This is a genomic window from Nonomuraea sp. NPDC005650 (genome assembly GCF_040605375.1).
Lineage (GTDB): Bacteria > Actinomycetota > Actinomycetes > Streptosporangiales > Streptosporangiaceae > Nonomuraea.
The window spans coordinates 51,681-66,247 of record NZ_JBEXCR010000028.1; the positions used below are offsets into that span (position 1 = coordinate 51,681).

Consider the following 14,567-nt stretch of genomic DNA (forward strand, 5'->3'; position numbering starts at 1 on the left):
AAGGGCCCGCCGACATGCTCGACCGAGCCATTCTGGGTCCCCGCTTCGACTGGGAGGCGGGACATCTGCTGGGTCACTACCAGTGGATCGAGCTCGTGCTGGTGTCGGAGTACGTGCGCATGGGGCTGCTCGACGAGGAGGACGCGGCCAGGATCGCCGCCGTGCTCTCCTGTCTCTCGGCGGAGCGGATCACCGCCGAGCGCGCGCACTCGATGTCGGACCTGCTGTTCGCGCTGGAGCGCTGTGTGCATGCCGAGCTGCCGCCCGGCGCCGCCGCCTGGCACGTGGACCGCAGCCGTAACGACGTGCAGGCCTGCGCCCAGCTCATGTACGGGCGGGAACGCATCCTGGACAGCGCCGCCGCCTTGGCTCGCCTGTGCCGCGCGGCCACCGCGCGAGCCGCCGAGCACGCTACCTCTGTGATGCCGGGCTACACCCAGTACCAGACCGCGCAGACCATCACCTTCGGCTTCTACCTGGCCGCGCTCGCGGACGCCGCGGAGAACGGCGCCCGCTCGCTCGTGCGGCTGTATGACGCCGTCGACCTCTGCCCGCTGGGTGCGGGCGCCATGGCGGGCCTGGAACTGCCGTGGGACCGCCGCCGGATGGCCGAGGCGCTCGCCTTCGCCGGTCCCGAGCCGCACGCGCTCACCTCGGTGGCTTCGCGTGCCTGGACACTTCGGGTGGCGGCCGAGCTGGCGGTGCTCGGCACGACATTCGGCAGGTTCCTGACGGACCTGCTCTGGTGGAGCGGATCCAGCTGCCGGTTCATCGACCTACCCGATGAGCTGGCCGGCATCTCGTCGGCCATGCCGCACAAGCGCAACTTTCCGGTGCTCGAGCGCCTGCGCGGCATGGCGGGGCACCTCGTCGGCCTGGGCGTGGACCTCATGGTGGGCCAGCACAACACCGGCTACAGCAATCTGGTCGAGGTGTCCAAGGAGAGCGGGCGGTTCCTCGCTGACATGTTCGCCGCAGGCGAGACCATGATCACGCTCTTCGAGCAGGTACTCACCCGCGTGCGCTTCGCGGGGGGCAGGGCCGCGGCCGTGGCCGGACGCGAGCTGCTGGCCGCGTCCACGGTGGCCAACCATCTGACGCTCGCCTGCGGCGTACCGGCCAGAAGCGCCCAGGTCGTCGTCGGAGCGTGGATCGAGGAGGCCCTGCGGCAGGACGGGAGCGGACCCGACCTCGACCCGCGCCAGTTGGACGCGCAGACGCTGGCGGAGACCGCGGCCCGGCACGGCTTCCCCGTCGCGCCCGCCGATCTCCCTCTGGACGATCTGCTGAGCGCGGAGACGGCCGTCTATCGCAGGCTTACCAGCGGCTCGACCCATCCCGAGCAGGTACGCCTGCTCCTTGACGACGTCACGGCGCGGCTCGGCGCAACCGAGCGTGCCATGAGTGAGCGCTCGGCGCGGCTTCGGACCGCGCGCGCGGACGCCATGGCGGGAGGACAGGTGAACACCGCATGACCGTTCCCATGCTCGACAGCGCCGCACGCCACGGCCGCGCCGGGGGTCTCGGCCGCGGGCGCGCCCCCGGCACGTTCGGCGAGCTCCTTCAGGGCATACTCGGCCCGGGCACCGATTTCCTGGTGACCTTCCCCGTGGACCTGTACGTCGAGGCGGCCTTCGAACCCGACCCGCAGCTCGACCAGGTGATCGTCTCTCCGCCGCACAAGATCAAGTCCCAGCGGCTGGCCATGCGCATCCTGGAGCACTACGGCGTCCACGGCGGCGGCTGGCTGATGCTGAACAGCGCGCTGCCCGAGGGCAAGGGCATGGCAAGCTCCACCGCCGACCTGGTGGCCACCGGCCGCGCCGTGGACGCCGCCTTCCGCCTCAAGTTGCCCAACCGGCTGCTCCAGCGGTTGATGGCCGAGATCGAGCCTTCCGACGGGGTGATGCACGCGGGCATCACCGCCTTCTTCCACCGTGAGGTGCGGCTGCACCGCAAGCTCGGCGTGCTGCCCCAGCTCACCATCGCCGGCATAGACGACGGTGACCTCGTCGACACCGTCGAGTTCAACAAGTCGCGCAAGCCCATACCCGCCCACTGGGCGGCACGCTACACGGAGCTGCTGGACCAGCTCACCGCCGCGGTGCGCGGTGGCGACACGGCCGCCGTGGGCGACGTGGCGACGGCCAGCGCGCGGCTGTTCCAGACCTTCAACCCCAAGCCCCACCTGGCGGCCGTCGAGGAGATCTGCCGCCGGGTCGGCGGGCTGGGAACCGTCGTCGGGCACAGCGGGACCTGCCTGGGCATCCTGCTCGCCCGCCACGACCACGACCACGGACCCAAACTCGCCATGGCCTTGCGCGAGCTGGACGAGCTCGGCCGACCGCTCATCGTCTGCAGGAGCACGAGCAGGACATGACTTACAAATCCAACGTGATCGCCGCCATCGGCGCCACCCCCTTGCTATGCCTGCGTTCGCCCGCGGGCGCGCCCGTCCACGCCAAGCTGGAGCTGGCCAACCCCTTCGGCATGAAGGATCGCGTGGCCAAACAGATGATCCTGACCGCCAGGGCTCAGGGCGTGCTCGCCGACGGCGGGCTCATCGTGGAGAGTTCATCGGGGACGATGGCTCTGGGCGTGGCGCTGGTCGGCACCTACCTCGGCCACGAGGTGCACATCGTCACCGACCCGCGCATGGACGCCCTGACCATGGCCAAGCTGGACGCCCTGGGCGCCACGCTCGACATCGTGCCTGCGATGACCAGCGGCGGCTGGCAGAGCGCCCGGCTTGAACGCCTCCGGACCGTCATGGACCGCCATACCGGAGCCTTCTGGCCCCGCCAGTACGACAACCCCGACAACCCCGCCGCCTACAGCGACCTCGCCGAGGAGGTCCACGAGGAACTCGGCCGGGTGGACGTGCTCGTCGGGCCGGTGGGCAGCGGCGGTTCGCTGTGCGGCACGGCACGCGCCCTGCGCAGACGAAACCCCGCGCTCCGGGTGGTCGCGGTCGATGCCGTGGGCAGCGCCATCTTCGGCCAGCCCGACCGGCCGGAACGGCTGCAGAGCGGCCTTGGCAACAGTCTGGTCCCGGCGAACGTGGACTTCTCGGTCATCGACGAGGTGCACTGGCTCTCCGACCGGGAAGCGTACGCCGCCACCCTGGAGCTGGCCGCGCAGGAAAAGGTGTTCGCCGGGAACAGCTCCGGCTCGGCCTACCTGGTCGCGCGCTGGCTCAGCACCCAGCTCGCCCCGGACACCTCCATCCTGGCGCTCTTCCCCGACCGCGGCGACCGGTACGTCGAGACGATCTACAACCCCGCCTACCGCCTCGCGCACGGCATCACCGACCTGACTCCGCCACGCGAACCGAGACGCATCTCCCTCACCGAAACCGCCCAGCAATGGTCCTACGCCACCCTGAGCCGGGATGTGGAGTACGCGTGAACCTGCTCTTCATCGAGTCGAACACGACCGGTTCCGGGATGCTCGCCTTCGGCAAGGCGGCTGAGCTGGGGTTCACGCCGGTCCTGGCCACGGGCGATCCCGCACGCTACGCAGGGCTGGACGAGACCGATGTCAAGGTGGTCGTCTGCGACACGAACACTCCGGCGGAGCTCGCCCGCGAGTTGGACGCGGCCGTGGGCGACATCGCGGGCGTGACCACCACCAGCGAGTTCTACGTCGAGGCTGTCGCCCAGACGGCGGCCTCCCTCGGCTTGCCGGGCAATACTCCAGAAGCCGTCGCCCGCTGCAGGAACAAGGGTCGCATGCGGGCGGCCCTGGCCGCGGCGGCGCTGCCCTCCCCCGCCTTCGCCGTCATCGAGCGCGGCCAGGACCTGGACGGCGAGGTGCTGCGCGCGCTCGCGCGCATAGCGCTCCCCTGCGTGGTCAAGCCGGTGGACGACACCGGTTCCTCCAGCGTCGCGCTCTGCTCGACGCCCGCCGAGGTGGTGGCGCACTGCCGCACGATCCTGGCGGCCACCACGAACGTGCGGGGACAACCCAGTGCGGGCGCCTCGCTCATCGAGGGCTACCTGGAGGGCCCCGAATTCAGCGTGGAGGTGATCAGCTCGCCCGCCGGGCACCGCCGCGTCGGGATCACCGCCAAGCGCGTCACGCACCCGCCCGCCTTCGTGGAGCGGGGGCACATCTTCCCCGCGCCGGTGCCGGCGGAGAGCGCGGCTGTGCTCACCGAGGCCACCTACTGCGCCCTGGACGCGGTAGGGGTCACCCACGGCGTCACCCACACCGAGATCAAGCTCATCGACAGCGCCGGCTACGTGATCGAGGTCAACGCGCGCCCGGCCGGCGGCATGATTCCCGAGGTCATCGCACAATCGTGCGGCTTCGAGCTGCTGGGCGCGCACCTGGGCGCGGCGTGCGGGCTGGGCCTTCCCGAGCCGCCTGGCGCCTTCAACCCGGCCGGGATCGCCTTCCTCCTGGCCTCTCCCGAGACGCTGCCGGCGCACGAGGCGCGGCTGGCCGCCGTGTGCGGTCTGGAGCGCGCCCGCAGCGTGCCCGGTGTCACCTCGGTCGTCGTCACCGCCGCGCCCGGCTCGGTGGTGCGGCCCGCGCGCAGCAGCTACGACCGGCTCGGGTACGTGATCGCCACCTCATCCAGCTACGACAAGCTCGACCGGGCGCTGGCCACCGCTCTCGGCAGCCTGCGCCCCGTCTTCGCGACCGGCCCGATCGGAGCCAAGTGACCACCCACGTCGAACTACGCAGCGACACCTTCACCCTGCCCACTCGCGAGATGCTGGACGCGGCGGCGCACGCCCCGCTCGGCGACGACGTGTACGGCGAGGACCCCACGGTCGCCCAACTTGAGCGCACCGCCGCCGACCTGCTGGGCAAGGAGGCCGCCTGCCTGATGCCCAGCGGCACGATGGCCAACCTGGCGGCGATCATGGCGCAATGCCCCAGGGGCGGGAAGGCGATCGTCGGCAGGGAGTCCGACATCTACGTCTACGAGGCAGGCGGCGCCTCGGTCTGCGGCGGCGTCGTCTACGAGCCGCTGGACAACCGGCCCGACGGCACACTGGACCTCGGCGAGATCGCCGCCGCCTGCACCCTCGACCGGGACGATCCCCAGTTCGCCCTACCCGCGCTGATCACCCTGGAGACGCCGCAGAACCGCTGCGGCGGCGTCCCGCTCCCGCTCGGTTATCTGGCCGAGACCGCGGCGCTGGCCCGCGCGTACGGCCTCGCGCTGCACCTGGACGGGGCCCGCCTGTTCAACGCCGCCGTGGCGCTGAGCGTCGAGCCCGCCGACATCGCGGCATTCGGCGACACCGTACAGGTGTGCCTGTCGAAGGGCCTGGGCGCGCCGATCGGGTCGGTGCTGGCCGGTGATGCGGCGACGGTGGGCCGGGCCAGGCGGATCCGCAAGATGCTCGGGGGCGGGATGCGCCAGGCCGGAGTGATCGCCGCCTGCGGTCTCGTGTCACTGACCCGGATGCCCGGCCGCCTGGCCGACGACCACGTGAACGCGGCCAGGCTGGCGGCACGGCTGGCCAGGCTGCCCGGTGTGGAGCTGATCACTGAGCGGCCGCTGACGAACATGGTGTTCTTCCGGGTACGCGACCCCCGCTACACCACCCGCTCGTTCATCGAAGCGGCAGGCGACGCCGGAGTGCGCGTCGAGGAGCTCGGCCACGGCAGGATCCGCGCAGTCACCCACCTGGGCGTGGACCGCGCCGCCGTGGAGCGCGCGGCCGACGTCTTCGAACAGCTCCTCGCCGGATCGCCCGCGCCGGCCAGGGCGCTTACGTGAAGGGGCTCGGGACCTCGTTCACCGCGCTGTGGTGGTCGTCGGGGCTGTCGAACCTGGCCGACGGCGTCCTCCTCGTCGGCGCCCCGCTGCTGGCCGCGTCACTGACCTCGTCACCGTTGCTGGTGTCGCTGGTCAGCGGCGCGGCCACGCTCCCGTGGCTGCTGCTCGCGCTACCCGCAGGAGCACTGGCGGACCGCCTCGACCGGCGGCGTATCTTGCTCCTGGCGAGCTGGAGCCGCGCGACCGTGCTCGCCCTCACGGCCGCCGCCGCCGCGCTGGGCCTGCTCAGCCTGCCGGTGCTCGCCGTGGCCGTCCTCCTGGCCGGCGCGGGCGAGGTCTTCTCCGACACCGCCGCGCAATCGCTGGTGCCGATGGTCGTCGGCAAGGATCGTCTGGCCGCCGCCAACGGCCGCCTCACCGCCGCCCAGACGGTGGGCAACTACTTTCTCGGCGCGCCGCTGGCGGGCGTGCTGGCCGGGCTGGCCGCGGCCGCGGTCTTCGGCGCGGCCGCGGTTCTACTCGCCACCGCGGCGGTCGCCCTGCTCGCGCTGCGCGGAACGTACGGCCGGGGCGGCGTGCCGGTCACCTCCGTGCGCGCGGACATCGTGAGCGGCCTGCGTTACCTGGCGGGGCACCGCGTCCTGCGGGCGCTGGCGCTGTTCGCAGCCCTGCTCAACCTGGCCTACAACGCCTACTTCGCCGTCCTGGTGCTGTGGGTGACAGGCGAGCGGTCGGCCGTCGGGCTCGACGCGCGCGCGTATGGGTTGCTGGCCGCCACGCTCGCCGTCGGCGCGGTCGCCGGGTCAGTGGTCGCCGAGCGTCTGGCCAGGCCCGCAGGCGAGGGCAGGGTGCTGATCTGGGGCACCATCGCCGGTGCCGTGCTGCTGCTGGGGCCTTTACTCGCGCCGTCGTTCCCAGCGGTGCTGTTTGTGACCGCGTTCGGCATCGGCGCGGCCAACGCGGTCACGAACGTCCTCACGATCACCCTGCGGCAGCGGCTCATCTCTGACGGCCTGCTCGGCCGGGTCAACTCGGCCTGCCGGCTGGTCGGTATGGGGGCGATGCCGCTCGGCGCGGTGAGCGGCGGCGCAGTGGCCGTCGTGGCGGGGCTTCCGGCCGTCTTCTGGTGTTCGGCGGCGGTGTCCGCGCTTGCGGCGGTCGTGCTGGTCCGGTCGGTGTCCGCGCACGCCGTCGCTGACGCCGAGGCCGCCGTCAGCTCCGCAGGAAGGGAATGAGCTGCCCGAGCCGGGAGGGGCGCAGCAGCTCGTGGTGGTCGCCCTCGACGATCCGCACAACGAGATCGGCAGCCGTCCCACGCCAGCCTGCCTCCTGCCGGGCTCGCCGGGCCCGCGAGGCGCGGTCGCTCAGGAGCAGGACGACCCGGCCGTCGAAACGGCCCGCCCGATATCGTGTCAGGCCGTCCAGGCTCTCGCGCCACAGCCGCAGCAGCCGCGGCCCGTACTCCTCGTAGTAGGCCGCCACCTGCCCTGATGTCATGCCGAGCGCCGCGAAGAGCTCGTCGCGCTGCCCGAGCAGCAGTTCGGCCGCCTCTTCGCGAGGGGCCGCCGCCACGGCGGCGACCAGCGCTTCGAGCTCCGTCAGCCCGTCTCGCGACTCTCCCGCGACATCCTCCGGCAAGGTGGAGTCCACGAGCACGACGCGGTCCACTCGCGCGCCGAGCGCGGTGAGCTGCCTGGCCGTCTCGAAGGCCAGCACGCCGCCCGCGGACCAGCCCATCAACGTGTATTGCTCGTCGTCGCCGGCCGCGTGCAGTTCCTTGGCGTAGCGGCGCGCCAGCCCGGCCACGGAGCCGGTGTCCACGGCGGCCTCCAGCGCCTGGAGCCCGACGACCGGCCGCTCAAGCCGGGTGGCCAGCGGCGCGTAGCACAACGCCGATCCGCCGAGCGGGTGGAAGCAGTACACGGGCCGGCCGCGGGCCCGCGAACTCGCGGCGAACCTGACGAGCATGGGAGCCGGCCCGGCCTCGGCCTGCGGCTCCGCGCCGGTCAAGCGGGCCAGCCCGCGTACCGTCGGCGCGGCTAGCAGGGCGCGCAAGCGCACCTTTACGCCCAACTCGCGCTCCATCGCGGCGGCCAGGCGGACTGCGCTGAGAGAGTCCAGGCCCAGCCCGAACAGGTCCTCGTCCGGGTCCGCCACATCCGCGCCCAGTACCTCCCCCGCCACTGCGGCGACTCGCCGCTCGTGCCCCGTCATCGGCCGGGCGGGTTCGTCCCCCGCCACGACCGGAGAGGGGAGCGCAGCGCGCTCGACCTTGCCGTTGCGGTTGAGCGGGATGGCGTCGAGCGGGACGAACACCGACGGCACCATGTGCCCGGGCAGCACCCGCGCCAGCCCCTGGCGCAGCTCCGCGGGCCGCGCCGGACCGACGACGTAGGCCACCAGCCGGACGCGTCCCGCGGCGTCGGGACCGGCGACCACCACGGATCCGGCCACGCCAGGCAGCTCGTCCAGCGCCGCCTGCACCTCGGCCGGCTCGACGCGGAATCCGTTGATCTTCACCTGTTCGTCCAGACGGCCCAGGAACTCGAACTGCCCGTCCGCTCTGAGCCTGCCCAGGTCTCCCGTACGGTACAGGCGTGCGCCCGGCGGCCCGTACGGGTCGGGCACGAACCGCTCGGCGGTCAGCCCCGGCCGCCCGTGGTACCCGCGCGCCACGCAGACGCCGCCGATGTACAGCTCGCCCGGCACCCCCGGCGGCACGGGGCGCATGGCCGCGTCCAGCACGTACATCGTGGTACCGGGAATCGGACGGCCGATGGGGACGAGCTCCCCCCGGACGTCGCCGCGCACGGTGTACACGCAGTTGGCCACCGACGCCTCGGTGGGCCCGTACTCGTTGAGCAGGACGGGAGCCGGGTCGAGGTCCTGCCAGAAGGACAGCGCCCGGCTCGGGAACGCGTCGGCGCCCACCACCAGCACGCCCGCCAGCCCCGCCGCCCGCTCACGGTCGAGCTGCCCGGCCAGCACCTCCAAGTGCCCAGGAGTGAGCTTGACGAACCCGTACGGCGCCGCCGACAGCTCCTCGCCGAGGTCGTCCAGTTCGACGGAGGCGGGAAGGAGGTGCACCCGCTGCCCCGTTACCAGCGGCGTGAAGAGGTTGGGCACGACCATGTCGTAGGCGACGGAGGAGAACAACGGCGCCCCGCCCGTCCCGCCGATCGTGTAGGCCGCGACGCACCAGTGCAGGAAGTTGACCAGCCCCTGGTGGGGCACCAGCACGCCCTTCGGCCTGCCGGTGGAGCCCGAGGTATAGATGACGTAGGCCAGATCGTCGGGCGAGCCCGGCACGCCGGGGTTGTCGGCGGGCTGCCCGGCCACGGCGGCGGCCAACTCGTCCTGGTCCGCCAGCACCACCCGGGCGCCCGAGTCCGCGACCATCCAGGCGGTCCGCTCCTCCGGCATGCCGGGGTCGAGCGGCAGGTACGCCGCTCCGGCCTTCCAGATCCCCAGGAACGCGGCGACCATCCAGTCCGAGCGGGGAAGCCGGACGGCGACCACGCTCTCCCTGCCGATCCCGCGGCCGCGTAGCCAGCGCGCCACCCGGTTGGCCCGCTCGTCCAGCTCCCGGTAGGTGAGCGAGGTGGCTCCGCAGGCGACCGCCACGGCGTCCGGCGTCCGCCGCGCCTGCTCCTCGATCAGCTCGTGCGCCCGCGCCTCCAGATCGCCGAGCGGCGACAGTCCGCGTCCAGCGGCGATGACCTCGTCCCGCATCGCCGGGGTCAGCAGGTCGAAGTCGCTCAGCGGCCGGTCGGGCTCGGCGGCCAGCGCGCCGAGCAGGTGGACGAATGAGGCGGCCAACCACTCGGCGGTGCCGCGCTCGAACAGGTCGCCACGGTAGGTGAGGCGTCCCTCGATCCGGTCGGCGCGCGGCACGAGAGACAGCGCCAGGTCGTATTTGGCGGCCGTGTCGGGGAAGTCGAACGGCTCGGCGTCCAGCCCGCCCACGGTCACACCTTCGGCCAGCGCCGCGTGGACCTCGTACAGCACCCGGAACGGCGGGGCACCACCCGGCCTCAGCCCGGCGGCGATCATGGGGTACGGGAGGTGCTGGTGGGTCAGCGCGCCCAGGCAGTACGCACGGGTCCTGCGCAGGATCTCGCTGAACCCCGGATCGCCGGAAAGGTCGGCGCGCATCACCAGAGTGTTGAAGAAGGCGCCGACCAGGTGCTCGGAGTGCGGCGCCGTACGGTTGGCCACGGTGGTGCCGACGGCGACGTCGTCCTGCCCGCAGTAGCGGCCCAGGAAGGCGGAGAACGCCGCGAGCCCGCTCATGTACAGGGTGGTGCGCGCCCGGGCGGCGACCTCGGCGAGCGCCGCTCTGGTCTCCTCCGGCACCGTGAACACCACCGTCCCGCCCTCGGAGCCGGGCAGTCCCGTGTCGGGATGGTCGGTGGGCAGGTCGAGCACCTGGAGCCCGGTCAGGGCCCCCCGCCAATGCTCCATCGCCCGGCCGAGATCGGCCGCGCGCTCGGCCGCCACGACGTCGGCGTACCCGGCGGGCAGCGGCGGCAGGGGATCGGGATCGCCGGCCAGCTGCCCGCGGTACAGCGCGTCCAGCTCGCCGAGCAGCACGCCCGTTGACCACTCGTCCGTGGCAATGTGGTGCATCGTGAGGAGAAGCACGTGATCCTCCTCGCCGATCCTGACGAGGCCGGGCCGCAGCACGGGGCCTTTCGCCAGGTCAAAGGGGTGGCGGACGGCCCGCGCGGCGATCTCGCGCACCTCCGACTCCGAGCCGGCCTGCTGGGGGGAGAGCCGGACCGGCTCCGGGGGCAGTACAACCGCTGACGGACTGCCGTCTTCTGACCGGTACACCGTGCGCAGCGCCTGGTGGCGGGCGACCAGGCCGCTGAGCGCGGTCTCCAGCGCTGGCACTGACAGCCGGCCGCGCAGCCGGAGCGCCAGGCAGATGTTGTACGCGGTGCCGTCGGGATCGAGCTGGTGGTTGACCCACAGGCGCTCCTGCGCGCGGGTCAGGCTCTGCTCAGGCACCGTGCGCCTCCGCGGGCGCCAGGTCGCCGCCGAGCAGGCCGATCACCACGGGAGCCAGCTCGTTCACGGTGGGGCTGGTGAACACCTCGGCGACCGGCACCTCGACGCCGTAGCGCGCCCTGATGCGCGCGACCAGCCTGATGGCGGTCAGCGAGTGCCCACCGGCCGCGAAGAAGTCGGCGTCGCGGGGGAAGGCGTCGAGGCCCAGCAGCTCGGCGCAGTCGGCGGCCAGGGCCTCATGCACGGTCGTGGTCACGCCTGCCTCCTCGCGGCGCCGGCGGGAGCGAGCTGGTCGGGGGCCCCGGGCACCGGCCGGCTCGGGTCGGCGTCGACGTCCACGACGCGGTTGGCGCCGTCCACGTGCACGACCTTCGGCACGTAGCCGTCCAGTTCGCCGGGTGCGTACTGGCCGTAGGTGATGAGGATCACCATGTCGCCCGGGTGGACGAGGTGCGCGGCGGCGCCGTTGATGCCGATCACCCCGCTGCCCCGCTCGCCCTTGATCGCGTAGGTCTCCAGCCGGGCGCCGTTGGTGATGTCCACGATGTGGACGAGTTCCCCGTCCAACACGTCCGCCGCCTCCATGAGATCCTCGTCGATCGTCACCGAGCCGACGTAGTGCAGGTTCGCCTGCGTCACCGTGGCTCGGTGGATCTTGGACTTGAACAACGTTCGCAACATCAGTCCTTCCTTTCCGCCCGCGGCGTGAGCGCGAGCGCGGAGAGCGGCCGGGAGGGATCCTCGGCCGCCGCTTCCAGCAGGTACAGCCAGGAGCCGATCAGCCGTCGCACGGTGTCGGCGTCGTACAGGTCGGTGTTGTAGGTGATCTCCCCGATGATCGAGTCGGGGGTCTCGGCGACGGAGCAGAGCAGGTCCACGATCGTGGTGGTGGCCGCCAGGTCGATGGGTGTGACGGTGAGCAGCGGGAATCGGACGCTCTCGGCGCTGGTGATCGCGGTGAGCGGCACGCCGTTGAAGATCACGTCCACGAACGGGGTTCTGCCTGCGTCGCGCGGCGGGCGCAGGGCCTGGACGAGCCGTTCGAAGGGGATGTCCTGGTGCGCGTAGGCGCCGTTCACCACGTCCCGGGCCCTGCCGAGGAGCTCCGTAAAGCTCGGGTCGCCGCCAGTGCGGGTACGCAGCACCACGGTGTTCGAGAAATAGCCGATCATCTGCTCGGTGTCCGGGCGGTCACGTCCGACGACCGGCGACCCCACCATCACGTCGTCCGTGCCGCAGGCCTGGCCGAGCGTCATCTGGAAGGCGACCAGCAACGCGGTGAACACCGTGGTGCCCGCCTCCCTGCTGAGCGTGCGCAACCGCTCCGTGGGCCCCTCCGGCAGCCGGAAGGAGAGCCTGGCGCCGCTGTAGGTCTGCCGCGCCGGACGCGGCCGGTCCACGGGCAGGTCGAGCGGCGCGCATCCGGCGAGCGTCTCCCGCCAGTAGGCGATCTGCTCGTCCCAGTCCGCCCGCTCGCGCTGCCAAGCCGCGTAGTCCACATACTGGACCGTCTGGTCGGGCAGCACGGCCGGCCGGTCCGACAGGGCGGCCTCGTAGAGCGTGGCGAGCTCCTGCCAGAAGACGTGCTCGGACCCCGCGTCGTAGCCGATGTGATGGATGATCAGCGAGAAGATGTGCTCGTAGTCATCCAGCCTGGTCAGCCGGGCCCTGACGGGCGCGGCCGCGGCCAGGTCGAACGCGGTGTCCCAGTCCTTCTGCATGGCCTCGGACGCGGCGGCCTCGCGGGCGATACGGCCGCCGCCGTACGCGGCGCCCACGGTCAGCCGCGGCCCTTCGGCGTCGATGCGCAGCTCCGGGACGCCCTCGGAGTTCTCCACGTAGCGGGTACGCAGGATCTCGTGCCTGGCCACCAGCTGGTCGAAGGCCCGGCTGAACGCCTCCACGTCCAAGCGCCCGCTCAGCCTGCAGGCCGTGGGTACGTTGTAGGCGGTCGACTCCGGGGCCAGCCGCTGCAGGAACCACAGCCGCTCCTGGCCGAACGACAGCGGCAGCGCCCCGTCCCTTGGCACGGGCCGCAGCTCGGGCAGCCGCTCCCGGTGCCCGCCGTCCAATTCCTCGGCCAGTTCCTCCAGCGATTCCGCGGCGAACAGCAGGTAGAGCGGGAACTCGATGCCGAGGTCGTCCTGGATGCGGAACATCACCTGGGTGGCGAGCAGCGAATTGCCGCCCAGCTCGAAGAAGTTGTCGTCGAGCATGACGCGGTCCACGTCCAGCACGTCGGCCCAGATGGCTGCCAGCGCCCGCTCCGTCTCCGTCGCAGGGGGCCTGCCGGTCTCCGGTTCCGCGGCCGCAGGCTCGGGCAGCGCTTTCCTGTCGACCTTGCCGTTGGGAGTCAGCGGGAGCGCGTCGAGCACGGTGATGTGAGCGGGAAGGAGGTACGAGGGCAGCCGCTCGGCCAGGTGCGCGCGAAGCTCGACAGGATCCGGCGCGTTCCCCGCCACGTAGGCGAGCAGGCGCTCACCGGAGACGACCGCCACCGACTGCCGGACCGCCGGATGGGCGTCCAGGCACGCCTCGATCTCTCCCAGCTCGATGCGGACCCCGCGGATCTTGACCTGATGGTCGGTGCGGCCGAGGAAGTCCAGAGCCCCGTCCGGGCGGCGTCTGCCCATGTCACCCGTCCGATAAAGGCGGGAGCCCGGCGGGCCGAACGGGTCGGGCACGAACCTGTCCGCTGTCTGTCCCGGCCGCCGGTGGTAGCCACGGGCCAGGCCGATGCCGCCGATGTACAGCTCGCCCGGCTCGCCGTCGGGGACAGCGCCGCCATTCGCGTCCAGCACGTGCACGGTGTTGCCGGTGAAGGGGCGCCCGATGGACACCACGGGGCCGGCGTGCGGGTCGTGCGGGTCGTAGGTATAGAGCGTGGAGTCGATGGACACCTCGGTGGCGCCCCACTGGTTGTGCAGGCGGCAGCCGTACACGCCGAGCTGCTCGTGGAAGGCCAGGGCCAGCGGCGCGGTCAGCGCCTCGCCACTGGAGACCACGTGCCGCAGGCAGGGCAGCGGCGGCAGGCCCGCGCGGCGGTGCGCCTCCAGGAACAGCGCCAGCATGCTGGGCACGAATTGCACCACGGCCGCCTGGTGGCAGCGGGCGGCGTCGAGCAGGGCCACGGGGTTACGGTGCTCGCCGGGCGGCAGGATCGCCACCACGCCGCCGACGGACAGCGGCCAGAAGATCTCCACGGCGGAGTCGTCGAAGCTGAGCGTGGTCTTGTGCAGCACGACCTCGCCGGGGCGCAGCCCGTGCTCGTCCTGCATCCAGCGCATCCGGTTCACCCAGCCACCGTGCGTGCTCGCCACACCTTTCGGGGTTCCGGTTGAGCCCGAGGTGAAGTAGACGGACACCAGGTTGTCGGCGCGCACGTCCACGGGCGGCGGCGTGGCCGGGTGGCCTTCGATGGCGGCGCGGTCGCGGTCGAGCAGCACCAGCTCGCAGACGTCCGCGGGCAGCCGGTCGGCGAGCGCGGACTCGCCGACGCAGACCGGCACGGCGGCCTCTTCGACCAGCACCCTGACCCTGGCCGGCGGCGTGTCGGGGTCGATCGGCAAGTACGCGCCCCCCGCTTTGAGTATCGCGAGCAGGGCGACGACCAGGTCGGGGCTCCGGTGCACGCACACCGCGACCGGCGTGTCCGGCCGCACGCCCAGCTCGGCGAGGTGCCGGGCCAGCCGGTTGGCCCGCTCCTCGAGCTGCTGGTAGGTCAAGCGCTCGCCACCGTGCCCCGTAACGGCGAACGCCGCGGGGGTACGCGCCATTTGGGCCTCGACGAGCTCGTGTAGGACAGCCACGACTT

Annotated in this window: 10 protein-coding genes; 6 read left to right on the forward strand and 4 right to left on the reverse strand. The window is 72.3% G+C overall.

The window, feature by feature from the left end; translation table 11 throughout:
• Positions 1 to 14 precede the first annotated feature (14 nt).
• Genes ABZS69_RS40420 through ABZS69_RS40445 form a run of 6 tightly spaced genes read left to right on the forward strand, consistent with a single transcriptional unit; the run spans position 15 to position 6,975 of the window.
• Entirely contained in the window at positions 15 to 1,475 is a 1,461-nt protein-coding gene (locus ABZS69_RS40420) for a lyase family protein (protein ID WP_355381615.1), read from the forward strand.
• The gene (locus tag ABZS69_RS40425; protein WP_355381617.1) at positions 1,472 to 2,380 is read left to right on the forward strand and encodes a hypothetical protein; all 909 of its coding nucleotides are present in this window, start codon (positions 1,472 to 1,474) and stop codon (positions 2,378 to 2,380) included. Before ABZS69_RS40420 ends, ABZS69_RS40425 begins: the two co-directional genes overlap by 4 nt.
• Positions 2,377 to 3,408, forward strand: a complete 1,032-nt coding sequence (locus ABZS69_RS40430; RefSeq protein WP_355381619.1) for a cysteine synthase family protein — start codon at positions 2,377 to 2,379, stop codon at positions 3,406 to 3,408. Before ABZS69_RS40425 ends, ABZS69_RS40430 begins: the two co-directional genes overlap by 4 nt.
• On the forward strand, positions 3,405 to 4,670 hold the full coding sequence (locus ABZS69_RS40435) for an ATP-grasp domain-containing protein (protein WP_355381621.1): 1,266 nt from the start codon (positions 3,405 to 3,407) through the stop codon (positions 4,668 to 4,670). Before ABZS69_RS40430 ends, ABZS69_RS40435 begins: the two co-directional genes overlap by 4 nt.
• Entirely contained in the window at positions 4,667 to 5,740 is a 1,074-nt protein-coding gene (locus tag ABZS69_RS40440) for a GntG family PLP-dependent aldolase (RefSeq protein WP_355381622.1), read from the forward strand. The genes ABZS69_RS40435 and ABZS69_RS40440 overlap by 4 nt, the downstream gene beginning before the upstream one ends.
• Entirely contained in the window at positions 5,737 to 6,975 is a 1,239-nt protein-coding gene (locus ABZS69_RS40445; protein ID WP_355381624.1) for an MFS transporter, read from the forward strand. Before ABZS69_RS40440 ends, ABZS69_RS40445 begins: the two co-directional genes overlap by 4 nt.
• Here the strand turns inward: ABZS69_RS40445 and ABZS69_RS40450 are convergent.
• Genes ABZS69_RS40450 through ABZS69_RS40465 form a run of 4 tightly spaced genes read right to left on the reverse strand, consistent with a single transcriptional unit; the run spans position 6,953 to position 14,562 of the window.
• Positions 6,953 to 10,753 (reverse strand): amino acid adenylation domain-containing protein, encoded by a 3,801-nt coding sequence (locus tag ABZS69_RS40450; RefSeq protein ID WP_355381626.1) that lies wholly within the window; start codon positions 10,751 to 10,753, stop codon positions 6,953 to 6,955. The genes ABZS69_RS40445 and ABZS69_RS40450 overlap by 23 nt on opposite strands.
• Positions 10,746 to 11,009, reverse strand: coding sequence for a phosphopantetheine-binding protein (locus ABZS69_RS40455; RefSeq protein ID WP_355381628.1), 264 nt, complete (start codon positions 11,007 to 11,009; stop codon positions 10,746 to 10,748). The genes ABZS69_RS40450 and ABZS69_RS40455 overlap by 8 nt, the downstream gene beginning before the upstream one ends.
• On the reverse strand, positions 11,006 to 11,434 hold the full coding sequence (gene panD, locus ABZS69_RS40460; protein WP_355381630.1) for an aspartate 1-decarboxylase: 429 nt from the start codon (positions 11,432 to 11,434) through the stop codon (positions 11,006 to 11,008). The genes ABZS69_RS40455 and panD overlap by 4 nt, the downstream gene beginning before the upstream one ends.
• Positions 11,434 to 14,562 (reverse strand): amino acid adenylation domain-containing protein, encoded by a 3,129-nt coding sequence (locus ABZS69_RS40465; RefSeq protein WP_355381632.1) that lies wholly within the window; start codon positions 14,560 to 14,562, stop codon positions 11,434 to 11,436. The genes panD and ABZS69_RS40465 overlap by 1 nt, the downstream gene beginning before the upstream one ends.
• Positions 14,563 to 14,567: the final 5 nt, after the last annotated feature.